14 protein-coding genes are annotated in these 14,119 nt (G+C 63.2%); 9 read left to right on the top strand and 5 right to left on the bottom strand.

What is annotated here, in order from left to right; genetic code table 11:
* Window positions 1–69 precede the first annotated feature (69 nt).
* From odhB to Q1V57_RS14375, 6 genes are all read left to right on the top strand, one after another.
* The gene (gene odhB / locus Q1V57_RS14350; protein WP_300532228.1) at window positions 70–1,599 is read left to right on the top strand and encodes a 2-oxoglutarate dehydrogenase complex dihydrolipoyllysine-residue succinyltransferase; all 1,530 of its coding nucleotides are present in this window, start codon (window positions 70–72) and stop codon (window positions 1,597–1,599) included.
* A 12-nt stretch (window positions 1,600–1,611) separates the two neighbouring features.
* Complete coding sequence (locus Q1V57_RS14355) at window positions 1,612–2,055, top strand: hypothetical protein (RefSeq protein ID WP_300532230.1); 444 nt, start codon at window positions 1,612–1,614, stop codon at window positions 2,053–2,055.
* Window positions 2,056–2,190: 135 nt separating this feature from the next.
* Entirely contained in the window at window positions 2,191–2,676 is a 486-nt protein-coding gene (locus Q1V57_RS14360; RefSeq protein ID WP_300532232.1) for a hypothetical protein, read from the top strand.
* A gap of 87 nt (window positions 2,677–2,763) precedes the next feature.
* On the top strand, window positions 2,764–3,198 hold the full coding sequence (locus Q1V57_RS14365; RefSeq protein WP_300532233.1) for a hypothetical protein: 435 nt from the start codon (window positions 2,764–2,766) through the stop codon (window positions 3,196–3,198).
* 64 nt (window positions 3,199–3,262) lie between these two features.
* Window positions 3,263–4,666: a dihydrolipoyl dehydrogenase gene (gene lpdA, locus Q1V57_RS14370; protein WP_300532234.1), complete on the top strand. Its 1,404-nt coding sequence runs from the start codon at window positions 3,263–3,265 to the stop codon at window positions 4,664–4,666.
* 123 nt (window positions 4,667–4,789) lie between these two features.
* Window positions 4,790–5,353 (top strand): GNAT family protein, encoded by a 564-nt coding sequence (locus Q1V57_RS14375; protein ID WP_300532236.1) that lies wholly within the window; start codon window positions 4,790–4,792, stop codon window positions 5,351–5,353.
* On the opposite strand, the gene Q1V57_RS14380 is transcribed toward Q1V57_RS14375, so the two are convergent.
* The 4 genes from Q1V57_RS14380 to Q1V57_RS14395 all read right to left on the bottom strand — a co-directional run bounded on the left by Q1V57_RS14380 (window position 5,354) and on the right by Q1V57_RS14395 (window position 7,964).
* Window positions 5,354–5,650 (bottom strand): transcriptional regulator, encoded by a 297-nt coding sequence (locus tag Q1V57_RS14380; protein WP_300532238.1) that lies wholly within the window; start codon window positions 5,648–5,650, stop codon window positions 5,354–5,356.
* Entirely contained in the window at window positions 5,647–6,276 is a 630-nt protein-coding gene (locus tag Q1V57_RS14385) for a hypothetical protein (RefSeq protein WP_300532240.1), read from the bottom strand. Before Q1V57_RS14385 ends, Q1V57_RS14380 begins: the two co-directional genes overlap by 4 nt.
* 81 nt (window positions 6,277–6,357) lie before the next feature.
* On the bottom strand, window positions 6,358–7,296 hold the full coding sequence (locus Q1V57_RS14390; protein WP_300532242.1) for a tyrosine recombinase XerC: 939 nt from the start codon (window positions 7,294–7,296) through the stop codon (window positions 6,358–6,360).
* The gene (locus Q1V57_RS14395; RefSeq protein WP_300532243.1) at window positions 7,272–7,964 is read right to left on the bottom strand and encodes a DUF484 family protein; all 693 of its coding nucleotides are present in this window, start codon (window positions 7,962–7,964) and stop codon (window positions 7,272–7,274) included. The genes Q1V57_RS14390 and Q1V57_RS14395 overlap by 25 nt, the downstream gene beginning before the upstream one ends.
* Window positions 7,965–8,038: 74 nt before the next feature.
* On the opposite strand from Q1V57_RS14395, the gene Q1V57_RS14400 reads away from it, so the two are divergent.
* The 3 genes from Q1V57_RS14400 (at window position 8,039) to Q1V57_RS14410 (ending at window position 12,514) form a co-directional block, all read left to right on the top strand.
* The gene (locus Q1V57_RS14400) at window positions 8,039–10,213 is read left to right on the top strand and encodes a primosomal protein N' (protein ID WP_300532245.1); all 2,175 of its coding nucleotides are present in this window, start codon (window positions 8,039–8,041) and stop codon (window positions 10,211–10,213) included.
* 55 nt (window positions 10,214–10,268) lie between these two features.
* Window positions 10,269–11,447 carry a M48 family metallopeptidase gene (locus Q1V57_RS14405; RefSeq protein WP_300532247.1) on the top strand — a complete coding sequence of 393 codons (1,179 nt, stop codon included), beginning with the start codon at window positions 10,269–10,271 and terminating at the stop codon, window positions 11,445–11,447.
* 260 nt (window positions 11,448–11,707) lie between these two features.
* Entirely contained in the window at window positions 11,708–12,514 is an 807-nt protein-coding gene (locus Q1V57_RS14410; RefSeq protein ID WP_300532249.1) for a TerC family protein, read from the top strand.
* Window positions 12,515–12,696: 182 nt separating this feature from the next.
* Here the strand turns inward: Q1V57_RS14410 and solA are convergent, their stop codons facing one another.
* Window positions 12,697–13,815 (bottom strand): N-methyl-L-tryptophan oxidase, encoded by a 1,119-nt coding sequence (gene solA / locus Q1V57_RS14415; protein ID WP_300532250.1) that lies wholly within the window; start codon window positions 13,813–13,815, stop codon window positions 12,697–12,699.
* Window positions 13,816–14,119 lie beyond the last annotated feature (304 nt).

The following is a 14,119-nucleotide window of genomic DNA, read 5'->3' on the forward strand; positions in this document are numbered from 1 at the left end:
GCAGGACGCGCTCGTCAACGAAGCGCTGGCCTGATCCGACACTGATCTTCATTCAGGAAAGACACTGACATGACCGATATCACCGTCCCGCAACTGGGTGAGTCCGTAACCGAAGCGACCGTGGGCAGCTGGCTGGTCAAGACCGGCGATGCGGTAGCCAAGGATGATGTTCTGGTGGAGCTGGAGACCGACAAGGTCGCCGTGGAGATCCGCGCCGAGGCCGATGGTGTCATGGGCGCCATCCATGCCGAGGAAGGCGAAACGGTTGAGGTCGGCGCCAAGCTGGCCGAGATGGGCGGTGCCGGCAGTGCCCCGGTCGCGGCTCCCGAACCCGCCGCCGCGCCGGAAGCGCCGGCTGCGGTCGAAACCCCGGCCCCGGCCGCTGCAGCACCGGCTGCATCCGGCGCAACGATCGATGCTGTCGTTCCGCAAATGGGTGAGTCTGTGGCTGAGGGCACAATTGGCGGCTGGCTGGTCCAGGCCGGCGACACCGTCAGTGTCGACCAGGCCCTGGTCGAGATCGAAACCGACAAGGTCGCGGTCGAAGTTCCGTCTCCGGTTGCTGGCACGGTGGTCGAGCTGCTTGTCGGTGAAGGCGATAGTGTTGCGCCGGGCGATGCCGTTGCGCGCATCTCCGAAGGGGGTGCAGCCCCGGTCGCCGCGCCGTCCGCACCGGCTGTAGCCCCTGCGGCCCCGGCTGGTGACGCCAAGGCCATGCCGTCTGCGGCGCGCATTATCGAAGAGAACAATCTCGATGCCGGTGCGATCGCCGGAACCGGCCGCGATGGCCGGATCACCAAGGCTGACGCCAAGGCTGCTGCTACGGCGCCTGCGCCCGCCGCTCCGGCTCCCGCTCCGGCAGTCTCCGCACCGGCCCCGGCCGCGCCGCGCGAAACCGGCCCGCGCGAAGAACGTGTGCGCATGACGCGCCTGCGCCAGACCATCGCCAAGCGCCTCAAGGATGCCCAGAACACGGCGGCCATCCTGACCACCTATAACGAAGCCGACATGTCGGCGATCATGGCCGCCCGCAAGGCGCATCAGGAAGCCTTCGTCGCCAAGCACGGCGTCAAGCTGGGCTTCATGAGCTTCTTCGTGAAAGCCTGTGTCGCCGCGCTGAAGGAAATCCCGGCCGTCAATGCTGAGATCGACGGTACAGACCTGATTTACAAGAATTATTACAATATGGGCGTGGCCGTCGGTACCGATCGTGGACTGGTCGTCCCGGTGGTGCGCGATGCGGACCAGATGTCCCTGGCCGAGATCGAGAAAGAGATCATCGCCCTGGGTAAGAAGGCCCGCGACGGCAAGCTGACCATTGAAGACATGCAGGGTGCGACCTTCACCCTGTCCAATGGCGGCGTCTACGGTTCGCTGATGTCGATGCCGATCCTCAATGCGCCGCAATCGGGCATTCTCGGCATGCACAAGATCCAGGAGCGCCCGGTGGCCGAGAACGGTCAGGTCGTGATCCGTCCGATGATGTATCTGGCCCTGTCCTACGATCACCGTATCGTCGACGGAAAAGAAGCCGTGACCTTCCTGGTCCGGGTCAAGGAGAACCTGGAAGACCCGCAGCGCATGCTGTTCGACATCTAGGTTGATACCGTAATGCTGGGCCAATCTTTCTCACTTGCAAGACTGGTCCAGCTCGCCGGCTGGCTGATCATCGCACGCGCGCTCTGGGCGCTGCTGAACCACACGGTGATCACGCTTTACCGCTTCGACATTGCCAACCCGGCCGGGATTGGCGGGACGCTGGGTGAGATGATCATGGGGCTTCCCCTGATCCTGCTCGTCCCGGTGTTCCTGTTTCCGCTCGGCTATCTGGCGGCGGGATACCTCGCCGTGCGCGGACGGACCCTCGCTGCGCTGATCTATGGCATCGCTTTCCTGGTTGATGCGGGGCTCTGGGTCTTCATGTCGACGGTCGAGGAGTATCGCCTGATCCTCGATGGCCAGGCCTCGGCGCTGGATGCGGTCTTCAATCTCTTCGACCTGTGTATGCTCGGTTTTCTGATGTTCTGGGCGCTTATGTATCGAAGCAAGGTTTGACGACAGACCGGGTCAGGAAGCGCAACAAGCGTGCATGAATAAGGTAAAACCTGGCGAGGGCTTGCGCGAACGGGCCTGTTTACCATATGTCGCCCCACGAAACTGAACACCGCATCACATTTGTGGAGTGACTGCATGACCAAGCTGGGCCCCTGGCTGGCGGCAGCGCGATGTCTCGCGCTGATTTTGATCTTGGCCAACCTTGTCTATGCCGGCCGTTTGCTTGCGGCCGGATTCGCCGGCATGGCTGGTGTTGAAACGGTGCTCGCTGTTGATCCGGTGATTGTCAGCGCCCTGGCGGACGACCCGGCCTGGAAGTTTGTGAGCCGGATTGCATTGATCGCCGGCTACGCCTTGCTCGGCTATACGCTGCTGTTTCAGCGGCTGTGGATCCTGCCGGTCGCCATTCCGCTCTTCCTGGTCGATCAGGGCTTGTGGCTCTGGGCGACATCGCAGATTTCCAACACGCTTGAGCACAGCCAGCTGGACGAGCAGGGGCGGGCGAATGCAGTTCTGCTCGACTGGGCCAAATTCGTGGTCAAGAACGTAATTTTCGTCCTCAGCCTGAGTGTGGCCATCCTTTCCGGCCCGCGTGACCGGCGTTGGCTGTCGGCCGAATAGAGCGGATTATCCCTTAGAACTGTGCAGAAGTTTGCGCAGGCGCTAGCCTGGTTGCGTCAGAAATCGATTCGATCTGAGGCATCGCCCATGCGCATGATGAAGCTTGTATCCATCATCGCCCTGTTGCGCGGTCTTTATGCAAACCTCCTTTTCCTGCTCGCCGGTGGCATGGCCTTCGGCTTGGAGACCCCTTTTTCGGGTCACGTGAACCTGCGCAATTTCGTCGAGGCCGCGCCGATCTACATGATCGTGATCTGGGGCGGTTATGCCTTCGCCTATCTGGCGGCAGGGATTTTGCTGTTTTGCGGCCGTATCGCCCTTGGGCTTGCTACCTATGCTGTTGCAATGGCTGTCGGTTTTTCGCTCTGGTCTCTATCGGCAACCTGGATGGATTACGGGCAGATCTGGAACGGGACGGGGCCCCCGGTAGACATCTTCTTCAATCTGCTGGATATGGCGATCCTCACGTCAATCCTGCTGTTATGGCAGCCTTGGCGCACTCAGCCGCAAGCTGGGTCTTAAAATCCCGCTCCGATTATGCATATAGACGGGGTGACCCTATCTTTCTCCACCTCGCGAGGCCCTCATGTCCGAAAGCTACGACGTCGTCATCATCGGGGGCGGCCCCGGCGGCTATAACTGCGCCATTCGCGCCGGCCAGCTCGGCCTGAAAGTGGCTTGCGTGGAAATGCGCGGCAAGCTCGGCGGAACCTGCCTCAATGTCGGCTGCATTCCCTCCAAGGCCTTGCTGCACGCTTCTGAGATGTTCGAGACCGCAAGCACGCAATTCGCGGCCATGGGTATCAAGACCGGCGGCATCGAACTCGATCTGCCGGCGATGATGCAACAAAAGTCCGATGCCGTGGACGGTCTGACCAAGGGTATCGAGTTCCTGTTCAAGAAAAACGGTGTCGACTATATCCGCGGCAAGGGGCGTATCGCCGGTGCCGGCACGGTTGAAGTCGAAGGTGAAGACGGCCCCAAGACACTGAGCGCCAAGCACATCGTTATTGCCACCGGGTCGGAAGTCACCCCGCTTCCGGGTGTCGAGATCGACGAGGAGCGCGTGGTATCCTCGACGGGAGCTCTGGAGCTGGACAAGGTGCCGGGCAAGCTGATCCTGATCGGCGCGGGCGTTATCGGCCTTGAACTCGGTTCGGTCTGGCGTCGCCTTGGCGCGGAAGTGACGGTGATCGAGTATCTCGACCGGATTTTGCCGGGCATGGATACCGAACTGGCCAAGACGGCCCAGCGCACCTTTGCCAAGCAAGGCATCGAGTTCCGCCTCGGCCACAAGGTCACCGGGGTCGACAAGTCCGACCCGGCAACGCTCAAAGTGTCGATTGAGCCGTCAGCTGGCGGCGAAAGCGAGACGCTCGAAGCCGACACGGTCCTGGTGGCGATTGGTCGCCGCCCCTATACCGAAGGACTGGGTCTGGAGACTGTCGGTATCGAAGCGGATGCGCGCGGTTTCATCAGCAATGAGCATTTCCGCACCTCCGCCGAGAATGTCTGGGTCATCGGTGACACCACCCACGGTCCGATGCTGGCTCACAAGGCCGAGGATGAGGGCGTAGCCTGTGCCGAGCGTATTGCCGGCAAGGCCGGGCATGTGAATTACGGTATCATTCCGGGCGTAGTCTACACCGCGCCGGAGATTGCCAGCGTCGGCAAGACCGAGGACGAACTCAAGGCCGAGGGCCGCGCCTACAAGAAGGGCAAATTCCCCTTTCAGGCCAATTCCCGTGCTCGCACCAACCATACCACGGACGGCTTCATCAAAATCCTCGCCGATGCCGAGACCGACGAGATTCTCGGCGCCCACATGATCGGCGCCCATGTCGGTGAAATGATTGGTGAGATCTGTCTGGCGATGGAATTCCAGGCGGCGTCGGAAGACGTGGCCCGCACCTGTCACCCGCACCCGACGCTGACCGAGGCCGTCCGCCAGGCGGCCATGGGGGTTGAGGGCTGGACCATGCAGGCCTGAAAAAGGCCTGCGGCCGCGGTAACGAAAAAATTGCTTCTCTCGCGATTTTGAGCGGACATTACCCGTGAATTAGGGCATATCATATGCCGTCGGCTTGGGGGCCGAAGGGAAAGAGTCTGGGCAATGGAATCCGAAGCGATGACGCGGCTGACGCAGATATCGACAGCGCGCCTCCGTCTTGTGGCGCTGGACGCCGAACTGGCGGAGCTGCAGCTACGGGACCGTATGGCGTTTTTTGATGCGCTGGGCGTTATGCCGGAGCCAAGCTGGCCGCCGGATCTGATGGATCAGACCGCGATGCAATCGATGCGGGACGCGCTCGCGGCTCACCCGGCTGATGCGGGCTGGTATAGCTGGGTTTATATCTCACCTGCCCTCAATCGTCTGGTCGGCAGCGGGGGCTTCAAGGGAGCCCCTGACGCCGCTGGCGAGGTCGAGATCGGCTACTCCATGCTGAACTCTTACCGCGAGCAGGGACTGGCGACAGAGGGCGTGCTTGCGCTTGTCGACTGGGCCTATGGCCATGACCGGGTGAAATCGGTCACGGCCCAGACCCGCGCAGACCGGAATGCCTCCCATCGCGTTCTGGAAAAGGCCGGGTTCGTCGAAACCGGGAAGCGTGAGGACCCCGAAGACGGCTTCGAGGTCCTGACCTGGCGCAATGAACGCGCCCGTGCGGCGGCCTGATTATCCGAGCAGGGTTTTGAGCTGGTCGAGATAAGCCAGCCATGCATCACGACCGGAATCGGTCAGTCGGGCTCGGGTTTGCGGCTTGCGATCGACGAAGCTCTTGTCGATGCCGACATAGCCCGCCTCTTCAAGCTTGCGCAGATGCACTGACAGATTGCCGTCGGTCGCCTCGGTTTTCGAGCGTAGTTCCGCGAACGTCGCACTTTCAACCGATGAGAGATATGCCATCAGCGCCAGACGGAGTTTGCCATGGATGACATCGTCAAGCTTGGAGGCGTCAAAGCCGGCACTCATGCGTTGTCAGTCTCCGCTGGCGGTTCGTTGCGCATAAGAATTATGCCGGGCAGCACGGCGAGGACAGCCGTGACCGCAGCTGCAAACAGGTAAAGGTGAGGTGTGCCAACCCAGCAGACACCGACACCGCTGGAGACCCAGGCCACCGGAGCGAGATGCCCCATCCAGTTCGGTCCACCGAGCGCAGTCGTGACATAAAAGGCTATGCCATAGCCACCGAAGGCGACAAGCGGGATGGTGTCGAAGAGGATGATGAGGGATACGTCAAACAGGTTCATGGAATTGGCGACAACAATGCCGATCGCGTAGGCGAAGACCGTCGCGGTCATCGCCATCCAGACCGCCCGCTCGCTCCGTGTGCTGGGAGCACCCAGTCCGGGCTTGTTGCGCAGGCTGCGCGCCAGAAACGATGCGCCGACACCCCCGACAAGGCCATAACCGGCCCAGAGGGCGCCGATCCACGCCTGATTGACGGCGATGACCTGTGACAGGATCGCCCAGTGCGCGATCAGGGCGATGCTGGCAAGGCCGCCCCACCAGAGAAAAAATCGCCCGCCGAGCAAAGGCGCGCGTTGGCCGCTTTCAGCAATCGATTTGAGATAGGCGAGATCGGCTTGATCAGTCATGCAACTCTCCAAGAACTTTAAAAAATAAAGTACACAGTTGGTATGGGTTTGTCAAAGCGAAGATCGCAGAGAGCGTGCGGGTTATCTTCCGCTGCGCCCGCGCGGGTGGGTCCGGTCATAAAGATCCAGTAATCGCCGGGTCTCGACATCGGCATAGATCTGCGTCGTCGACAGGCTGGCATGGCCAAGCAATTCCTGGATCGCGCGCAGATCACCGCCGTTGGCCAGCAGGTGGGTCGCGAAGGAGTGGCGCAAAGCATGCGGCGTCGTGGTTGCGGGCAGGCCGAGCCGGTCTCGAAGATCGGCAATGGTTTTCTGTACCGTACGGGCCCCGAGTGCGCCGCCGCGGACACCGCGAAACAGCGGGCCCTCGGCTTCCAGGTCAAAGGGCGCCAGCGATGCATATTGCTCCACCGCCTCGCGTACGGGGGCAATGACGGGAACCAGGCGTGTCTTGCCGCCCTTGCCGGTGATGCGCAGGCTGTCGCCAAGGCGCCGCTCTGCCCCGGTCAGGCTGAGCGCCTCCGATATCCGCAGTCCGCAGCCATACATCAGCGCAATGACGGCACAATCGCGCGCCTCGACCCAGTCCGGCCGGTCAAGGTGAGTGGCTTCTTCCAGCAGGTCACGCGCGGCCTGTTCGCTGACCGGCTTGGGTTTGGACCGTGGTAGTTTGGGCGCTTCGATCAGCGGAAGGGCCGCATTGGAGACCTGCCAGCGGCGATCCAGGTAACCGTAAAATGTGCGGATCGCCGACAAGGCCCGGGCCAGGGAGCGGGCTGACAGTCCATTGCGGCGGCGCGCGGCCATATAGGCGCGAAAGCTGGCGGCCTTGAGGCGGGTCAAGAGTGCCAGGTCCGGTACGCAGCCCTCATGGCCTGCAAGGAAACCGATAAAGCCCTCCAGATCGCGGCGATAGGCTTCGAGCGTGCGGGCACTGAGGCGCCGCTCCCCCGCCAGATGGCCGAGAAATGCGCTCAGCGCATCTGTGGCGCTTAACGATCGCTGTGATGCATCCATTGCAAGATCAGGCGTTCAATGGCGCGGGCCAGGAAATTCAGCAATTCAGTGCCCTGTCCGAACTGGAACAGGTGCGGATCACGCGAGGCGAGGGCAAACAGGCCGTCGCGGCCGTTGAAATCGAGCCGGACGACGGCCTCCGAGCGCATGCGGGCGCCCTGCTGGCCGTAAATTTCATGCGCCCGGTTATTGTCGACCGGACCGAGGCGTTCGACCTTTTCGCCCAGAATATCGGCAACACTGCCATCGCCGGCGCCGAGGATCGATTCCGCCGACTTCAGCGGGGCGTGGCCTTCGATCAGGATGCGGCAGACATCGACGCCGAGCGTTCCTGTCAGCCGGCTGGAAATCTTGCGATCAAGCCCGGACAGGGAATCAACTTCCAGCAAGGCCAGAACGGCGGTGTGAATCTGCGCCTGGATGGCCAGATTGGCGCGAGCGGTTTCGACAATGCCTTCATTAAGCGCCTTGAGCTGGCGCAGTTCGCCCAGGAGTTTCTCCCGTGCCGCCGAGGCCAGATCGACAACACCGGCTTCCGCGGGCAGGGCGGCGAGCAAGGCAAACAGCTCGGCGTCTTCGCGGATGAAATCGGGATGGTCGACGAGAAAAGCCCGGACCTGTTCCAGATCGAGCGAGGGCTGCAGCGTATCGGGAGTATCTGCCGACATGTTTCTTTGCCTCTTCAAGCCGGGGCGGGCAAGCTGGGCCCGACCGGACGACGAATCAGCCCCCATCATGCCGCGTGACTGAGCCAAAAGCGAAACCTGAGCGCCGCGCCGCGGTGCTTTTCCCCATGCCCCTTCCCGAGGCCTTTGATTACCTCGTGCCGGACGGGCTGGAGCTTGCCGTGGGCGATCATGTCATCGCTCCGTTGGGTAAGCGCATGGCGCATGGTGTAGTGTGGGCACTCAAGGAGGGGCCCGGTGAGCGGGCTCTGAAAACCCTTGAAGGTCCGGCTGGCGGTGCGCCGATCCCGCAAGGCACCAGGCGCTTTGTCGACTGGGTGGCGAAATACCTGGTGCAGCCGCCGGGCATCATCCTGCGTTCCGTGCTGCGTTCCTCCGAAGCCCTGAAACCTTCTCCGACCGAGACCGTCTACACCCGGGGCAGCGGTGAGCCGGCGCGGATGACCGAGGCGCGTGAGAAGGTGCTCGACGCTGCTGAAGCACTGGGCGAGGCCAGTGCCGCCGATCTGGCGCGGGAAGCCGGTGTCAGCTCGGGCGTTATCAAGGGGCTGGCAGAGGCCGGGGCGCTGACAGGGTTGACGCGTCTGGTCGATCCGCCGTTCGCGGAACCGGACCCCGATCGCGATGGGCTGCCGCTGACGGTGATGCAGGCTGAAGCGGCCGGCAAGTTGCGGCGTTTGATACAGGCCGGTGGTTTCCAGTCGGCCTTGCTCGACGGGGTAACCGGTTCGGGCAAGACCGAGGTCTATTTCGAGGCCGTGGCCGAGGTGTTGCGCCGCGACCCGGAGGCCCAGATCCTGATCATGCTGCCGGAGATTGCCCTCACTGAAGCCGTGCTGAACCGGTTCGAAAAGCGTTTCGGTTCGGAGCCCGCGCTGTGGCATTCCGGTGCTGGTCCGAAGGCCCGCCGGCGTACTTTTCGTGAGGTTGCGGAGGGCCGCGCGCGCATTGTCGTCGGAGCCCGGTCCTCGCTGTTTCTGCCCTTCACCAAACTGCGTCTGATCGTCGTCGATGAGGAGCATGACCCGACCTATAAGCAGGATGAGGGTCTGCACTATCAGGGTCGCGACCTTGCCGTGGTCCGGGCCAAGCTCGAGGGTGCCAGCGTGATCCTGGCTTCCGCCACCCCGTCGCTGGAAAGCCTGACCAATGCCGAGGCCGGACGGTATGTGCATGTGCACCTGCCCGGACGCCCGGGTGTTGCGGTACTGCCGGAGATCGGCACCATCGATCTGCGTGAAACGCCGCCGGAAAACGGCCGCTGGCTGTCGCCGCCCTTGCTGGAGGCCATGCGCGAGACGCTGGAACGCGGCGAGCAATCCCTGCTCTATCTCAACCGCCGGGGCTATGCGCCTTTGGTGCTGTGCCGCAAATGCGGGCATCGCATGATGTCGCCGGACACCCAGTCCTATCTCGTCGAGCATCGCTATACTGGCCGGCTGGTCTGCCATGTCACCGGGTTCTCCATGCCCAAGCCGAAGCGCTGTCCCGCCTGCCAGGCCGAAGACAGCCTGACGTCGGTGGGCCCGGGCGTGGAGCGGGTAGCCGAGGAGGCGCGCCATCTCTTCCCCGAGGCGCGGGTCGAGATCTATTCCTCCGACAGTGCCTCCGGCGCCGATATCGTTGCCCGTATGGAGCAGGGCGAGATTGATATCCTGGTTGGCACCCAGATTGCCGCCAAGGGCCATAACTTCCCCAATCTGACCCTGGTCGGGGTGATCGATGCCGATCTCGGCCTGGCCGGCGGGGATCCGCGGGCCGGGGAGCGCACCTTCCAGACCCTGGTCCAGGTCGCCGGCCGGGCCGGCCGGGCCGAGCGCCCGGGCCGGGCCCTGTTGCAGACCCACCAGCCCGAGCACGAAGCCATCCAGGCACTGGTCGCCGGTGACCGTGAAGCCTTCCTCGATGCCGAGATCATGGCCCGCGAGGCGCTCGGCCTGCCGCCTTTCGGGCGTATGGCGGCGATCGGCTTCATGGCGATGAACCCCAAGGCGGTCGAGGATGTCGCCGCCGATTTCGCCGCCAAGGCCCCGGTCACCGACGGGGTGGAAATCTGGGGGCCGGCGGAACCGCCGCGCGCCGTGGTGCGCGGTTGGCATCGCCGCCGCATCCTGGTGCGGGCCGACAAGACAATCGACATGTCCGCCTATGTCCGCGCCTGGCGCTCCCGGGTAAAGACGCCGCCCTCGGTCCGGGTCTCGATCGATATCGATCCGTATAGCTTTATCTGACGGCCGTATTACTCTGCCGCTTGAAGCGACCGGAACATCGCCAAGGGGAAGAGTTATGACACCGACGGGTTTTGACGCGGAAGCGGCAACGCGCGCCTATATCGACAGTCTCGGGCCGGAGGCACTGGAACGTGCCGCTGCCTACACCACCGGCAATCACTGGCTGATGCTGGGTGGTCTGGTGGTGGGTGTGGTCACGGCCTGGCTGATCATCCGCCTGGGTTGGCTCAGCGCCATCGAGCGCACATTCGGCGAGCGCTCGAATATCGGCGTCTTTGTCATCGGCTTTGCCTACATGCTGGTCTCGGCCATCATCACCCTGCCCTGGACGATCTATTCCGGCTGGTGGCGCGAGGCGCAGTTTGACCGCACCAGCCAGGCGCTGGGGGACTTCCTGGCCCAGTCGGCGCTGGGCACGGCGATCGGAGCCGTGGTCGCGCCGATCTTCCTGGTGCTGCTCTACCTCTTCATCCGCAAGGCGCGCAAAACCTGGTGGATCTGGGGCGGCGGGTTGAGCGCGGCGGCGATCTCGCTGCTGATGCTGCTGACACCGATCTACATCATGCCGCTGTTCAACAATTACGAACCCTTGCCGCAAGGCGAGGTGTGCGAGGCGGTCGAGATCATGGCCATCGAGGCGGATATCCCGACGGACCGGATTTTCGTGTTCGACGGCTCACGCCAGTCCAATAATTTCACCGCCAATGTGGCCGGGGTGGGTCCGTCGGCACGGATCGCGATTTCCGATATTGCCCTGGGTGAGGCCTCGCTGGACGAGGTTCGCGCGGTGACCGGTCATGAAGTGGGCCATTATGTGCTGGGCCATGTCTGGTCCGGGGTCATCCTCGCCTCGGTCATGTCTGTCGTGCTCTTCTTCCTGACATCGATCCTCTATCCGGGGATGGCCCGGCTGTTCGGCGCCCAGCCCGATATCGCCCGGGCGTCGGGATTACCGGTTCTGGTCTTCGTCATCTCCCTGCTCTCGGGTCTGGCCGCTCCGGTCTTCAACACCGCCTCGCGCATGGATGAAACCGCCGCAGACCAGTATTCCCTCGACACGGTCGGCCTGCCCGACGCCCTGGCCTCGGCCCTGGTCAAAACCGCCGAATACCGCAATCCGCGGCCGCAGGACTGGGAAGAAGTGATCTTCTACACCCACCCCTCGGTCGAGCGCCGCGTGCGCATGGCGATGGAGTGGAAGGCGGAGAATATGGCGGAGGGGGAGACTCAATAAATCCCATACAGCTTGTCATCCCTGACGGATGCCCCGCGCAAGCGGGGCGCAGATCAGGGACCACCACCCACCAACCCCTCATCCTGACGCAAGTCAGGACCCCGACACCGTAGAGTGTGTCCTCTCGAGGTCCCGGATCGGGTCCGGGGTGAGGGTGTAGAGGCGGGGCGTGTACCACTTTCCCCGACGTCACGTCCAAGATGACAACCCACCGGCGATCAGGCTACCCATTCCCCTATTGCATTTAGGGGAATGTCGTCATGCTTGAAGTCCTGACCTCGCCGGCCGTGTGGATGTCCCTGCTCACCCTGACCTTTCTCGAGGTCGTGCTGGGCGTGGACAATGTCGTCTTCGTCTCCGTCGCCTCGCAGCGGCTGAAGCCGGAGGAGCAGACCAAGGGCCGCGATATCGGTATCTGGTCGGGTGCGATGATGCGCATCGTCCTGCTCTTTGCCCTGGTCTGGCTCACCGGTCTCACCCACGCCACCCTCTTCACCCTGCCGGAGATGTTCGTGGCTTTTGCCGATAGCGAACATCCCGAACGGCTGATGCAAGTGACGCTGGAGGACATCATTCTCTTCTTCGGTGGTCTCTTCCTGCTGTGGAAGGGCACCGAGGAGATCCACACCACGATTGAGGGTCATCACGAGAAAAACACTGGCGGCAAGACCTCGACCCTGACCCTGGTCGTCATTCAGATGACCGCGATCAATGTTGTCTTCTCCCTCGACTCGGTGCTGACGGCCGTCGGCATGACGCAGGAATTCGGTGGCCCGGACGCGGCTGGCACGCGGCTTTTCATCATGGTCTCGGCGGTCGTGATCTCGACCGTGATCATGGTCGCCTCAGCCACCCAGGTGGCCAGCTTTCTGGAACGCCATGCGACAGCGAAAATGCTGGCGCTGAGCTTTATCCTCCTGGTCGGCGTGGCCCTGGTGGCTGATGGGCTGGGCTTCCACATCCCGCGTGGCTATCTCTACTTCGCGATTGCCTTCTCGCTGTTTGTCGAGGTGCTGAATATTCTGGCGCGGGGACGGCGCAAGGCGGAATTGGAGGGTGAGGCCTAGTATTTCACCCACTCCGCTTTGTCATCCCTGACGGATGCCCCGCGCAAGCGGGGCGCAGATCAGGGACCTCGATGAACCTGGCTGGGTCCCGGATCTTCGCCCGGCGCAAGGCCGGGCCTGCGTCCGGGATGACAAGTCTTGGGGGTGATCATCGAGGTCCTGACTTGCGTCAGGATGAGGGGTTAGAGCACCCGCTCCACCGCAAACTCCGCCAAATCCACTTTCGGCGCGACCTCCAGCGCCAGGTCCGCTGCGATCTCGCCGATGGCGGGGACGAATTTATAGCCGTGGCCGGAGCAGGGCGAGAGCAGGATGAGGTCCTTGTCGCCTGGCATACTGCCCATAACGAAACGGTCGCCGGGGGCGTTGGTGAAGCGGCATTCGGCGCTGGCGAGCGGGTCGCGACCGGCTGAGGGCAGGCAGAGGCTGACGCCGCGGGCGAGCAGGTCGAGATCGGTCGCATCGACACCGCGCGGGGTGATCTGTTCATAGCCGCGTTCCCGGCGGTGGTTATAGAGCCCGACCTTGAGGCCCTCGCCCTTGTGCGGCGGGAAGAAATAATAGCGCTCGCGTTCATCGGTCTCGAGCTGGAAGATCGGCAGACTGTCGAACTCCGGCCTAGCGGCGTCGAACCAGGCGATAACCTGGCGCTCCGGAACCAGGGCCGGTTTGAGCGCCGGGACCAGCTCACCGCACCAGGCGCCGGCGGCGATAATCAGCTTGCGGACCTCGGTACTGGTCCCGCCGGCTTCGACGCGGAATCCGGTCGCGGTCCGGGTCCAGCCGGTTAGGGCGGTCTGGTCGACAAGGCGGGCGCCGCGTCGTGCGGCATCTTCACGCATCCAGGCGCTGGCCTTGTCGCTGTCGAGCACACCGGCATCGCCATTGAACACGGCGCGACCGCGCCCGCCGACATCGATGGCGGGAAAGCGCTCCTCCAGCTCCAGACCCTCCAGCACCTCAAAGGGCTGGCCCGAGGCGAGGGCGGCGGCAAGGGCGTCCTCGAAAATCCCGTTCGCGGTGACCGAGAGGTCGAGCCCGCCGGTCTTGGTGAAGAACGCCTGGCCATGTTCGCGCTCGATGCGGGCCCAGCCGGCATAGGCCTGGCGGACCAGCTCGTCATAGAGCGCGCCTTCGGAATAAATCCGCCGGATGATGCGGGTCGAGCCGTGCGAGGAGCCCTTGTCATGGCCCAGTGCAAACTGGTCCCAGCCGATCACCGAGGCGCCGCGGCAGGTCAGCGACCAGGCCGCCGCCGAGCCCATGGCGCCAAGCCCGATAATGCCGACATCGTATGACAAGCCGCTTCTCCCTAGTCTTCGTACGGCTGTAGTGAAGCGGTCCTGCGCTGTTACGACAAGAGTCTTCGGCTTGCTGCGGCCCTATGCCTGTGCTATCGCAGCGCCGAACCCGAAGAGCGTGCACCGCAGCACGCCGGACCGGTTTCGATAACTTGTTGAATTGAAAGTACTTACGCCTTCCTGGCGGTTTCTGAGTACTGATCCGGATAGAGAGCGACGTCACGGTGAATACCGGCGAAGACGCCATGACAGCGAACGCAGCGGCCCGTTACGCCACTGCTTTGTTCGAACTGGCCAAGACCTC

Source organism: Maricaulis sp., assembly GCF_030149425.1.
Classification (GTDB): domain Bacteria; phylum Pseudomonadota; class Alphaproteobacteria; order Caulobacterales; family Maricaulaceae; genus Maricaulis.

Bases quoted from the DNA above. Each gene is read 5' to 3' on its own strand.
- odhB (WP_300532228.1), top strand. From the start codon at position 70: ATGACCGATATCACCGTCCCGCAACTGGGTGAGTCCGTAACCGAAGCG.
- Q1V57_RS14375 (WP_300532236.1), top strand. From the start codon at position 4,790: ATGGAATCCGAAGCGATGACGCGGCTGACGCAGATATCGACAGCGCGC.
- Q1V57_RS14410 (WP_300532249.1), top strand. From the start codon at position 11,708: ATGCTTGAAGTCCTGACCTCGCCGGCCGTGTGGATGTCCCTGCTCACC.
- Q1V57_RS14355 (WP_300532230.1), top strand. From the start codon at position 1,612: ATGCTGGGCCAATCTTTCTCACTTGCAAGACTGGTCCAGCTCGCCGGC.
- Q1V57_RS14390 (WP_300532242.1), bottom strand. From the start codon at position 7,296: ATGGATGCATCACAGCGATCGTTAAGCGCCACAGATGCGCTGAGCGCA.
- Q1V57_RS14395 (WP_300532243.1), bottom strand. From the start codon at position 7,964: ATGTCGGCAGATACTCCCGATACGCTGCAGCCCTCGCTCGATCTGGAA.
- Q1V57_RS14385 (WP_300532240.1), bottom strand. From the start codon at position 6,276: ATGACTGATCAAGCCGATCTCGCCTATCTCAAATCGATTGCTGAAAGC.
- lpdA (WP_300532234.1), top strand. From the start codon at position 3,263: ATGTCCGAAAGCTACGACGTCGTCATCATCGGGGGCGGCCCCGGCGGC.
- Q1V57_RS14380 (WP_300532238.1), bottom strand. From the start codon at position 5,650: ATGAGTGCCGGCTTTGACGCCTCCAAGCTTGACGATGTCATCCATGGC.
- Q1V57_RS14360 (WP_300532232.1), top strand. From the start codon at position 2,191: ATGACCAAGCTGGGCCCCTGGCTGGCGGCAGCGCGATGTCTCGCGCTG.
- Q1V57_RS14365 (WP_300532233.1), top strand. From the start codon at position 2,764: ATGCGCATGATGAAGCTTGTATCCATCATCGCCCTGTTGCGCGGTCTT.
- Q1V57_RS14405 (WP_300532247.1), top strand. From the start codon at position 10,269: ATGACACCGACGGGTTTTGACGCGGAAGCGGCAACGCGCGCCTATATC.